2 protein-coding genes are annotated in these 1868 nt (G+C 23.0%); both read left to right on the top strand.

From position 1 onward, the window contains the following. Positions 1–269 (top strand): aminopeptidase P N-terminal domain-containing protein (locus C6B38_RS02840; RefSeq protein ID WP_199558562.1); only part of this gene is annotated, 269 nt, incomplete at its 5' end. Positions 270–320: 51 nt separating this feature from the next. Further along, positions 321–1169: a M24 family metallopeptidase gene (locus tag C6B38_RS02835; protein ID WP_105298581.1), complete on the top strand. Its 849-nt coding sequence runs from the start codon at positions 321–323 to the stop codon at positions 1167–1169. Positions 1170–1868 lie beyond the last annotated feature (699 nt).

Genomic DNA, 1868 nt, shown 5'->3' with positions numbered 1-1868 from the left:
ATTTTAAATCTTCTTTTAATGTGGGATGTAATTTTTATTATTTAACAGGAATCGAAGAAGAAAATGCTATTTTAATGTTAGTTAAAGGAATAAAAAATCAATATACTTTTTTATTCATTCCTCAAATCGATACTTTAAAAAGTTTATGGTATGGTGAGGGAATAAGTTTAGAACAAGCAAAACAAAAATCTGGCATTGATATTAATAACATCAAAAATAATCTTAAAATCAATATACTTTTTTATTCATTCCTCAAATCGATACTTTAAAAAGTTTATGGTATGGTGAGGGAATAAGTTTAGAACAAGCACGAAAATAAAATGTTAAATAGTGACAAAAACATAATACTCAATACATCGCAAAAAATTATTAATATTTATCCTAGCTTGCAAATTGATAATATTACGCCTTTATTAGAACAATTACGTACAGTTAAAAATGCCATCGAAATAAAAAAAATAAAAGAAGCTATTAATATCAATCGTCAATCTTTATATAGTTTAATATCTAAAATCAAACCTAAAATGTATGAATATCAAATAGCAGCTTATTATAATTATTTACTTGCTAAAAAAAACACTAAGCCCTCTTTTGAAACTATTATAGCAAGCGGCCAAAATGCTCTTGTATTGCATTATCACAAAAAACAAGATATTTTAAAAGAAAATGATATGATTTTATTAGATTTAGGTGTAAACTGTAATAACTACAATTCGGATGTTAGTCGTTGTTTTCCTGTTAATGGAACTTTTTCTCTTGAACAAAAAGCTATTTATCAAATAGTTTTAGACGCAAACAAAAAAATAATAGATTGGCTTGGACCAGGAAAAACATTTGCTGAATTAAATCAATATGGAACAAAAATTTTATTTCAAGGACTAAAACGAATGAACATTTTGCAAGAAGAAAAAGAATTGATTAATTATTGCTATCACGGATTAGGTCATTATTTAGGATTAGAAGTACATGATGTCGGTAATATTCATCATCCTTTTGTAGAAAATAGTATCGTTACTGTTGAACCTGGATTATATTTGCCCAACTTGAACTTAGGAATTCGCATTGAAGATGATATTTTAATTACAAAAAATGGAGCTGTTAACTTAACTCAAGATATTGCCAAAGAAGTAGAAGAAATAGAAGATTTAATGAAAAATAATAGAAAATAAAAATATTAATATTTTATTTTTCAAAGCTAGATAATATTTTTAATTAAATTTTTATTTAATGACAAATTTATAACCATAAAGTATAGGTTTTTCATTGAAAAATTTATCTTTTCTCAATTGATTACAAATTTAATTTTAAAATTAAATTTGTAATTTGGAAGTTTGCCATATAATTTTCTTCTTTTCAATGACTAAAAATGATTAATGAATTTTTAACATTTTATTCCAAATAACTATTTAATTTTTACTCATGAAGTTTGAAATTTTAGCATTTTGGTTTCAATTGAAAGAATTATTATGTCAGTATTTATTAAATAAACAAATCAATTCTATCATATTTTTTTAACATTGAACAATTTCAATAATTAAAAATTTTTACGAAAATCTTTAAATATAATAAAAAAAATACAACTTGACAATTTTTTTACTATATGTTAAAATAAATGTGCCAGATAATTATTCCATCTTGCATTAAAATTTTACTCCTTTTATTGTGAAAATGTTTGAATGGTAAATTTGGTATCATAACTTTTTCAGCACATGAATGTTATTAATTATATTTCTAAATAAATAAATGTGCCAGATAATTATTCCATCTTGCATTAAAATTTTACTCCTTTTATTGTGAAAATGTTTGAATGGTAAATTTGGTATCATAACTTTTTCAGCACATGAATGTTATTAATTATATTTCTAAAT

The organism is Spiroplasma sp. ChiS (assembly GCF_002968355.1).
In the GTDB taxonomy this organism is placed as follows: Bacteria; Bacillota_I; Bacilli_A; order Mycoplasmatales; family Mycoplasmataceae; genus Spiroplasma; species Spiroplasma citri.
This window is presented reverse-complemented; position numbering and strand designations above follow the sequence as displayed.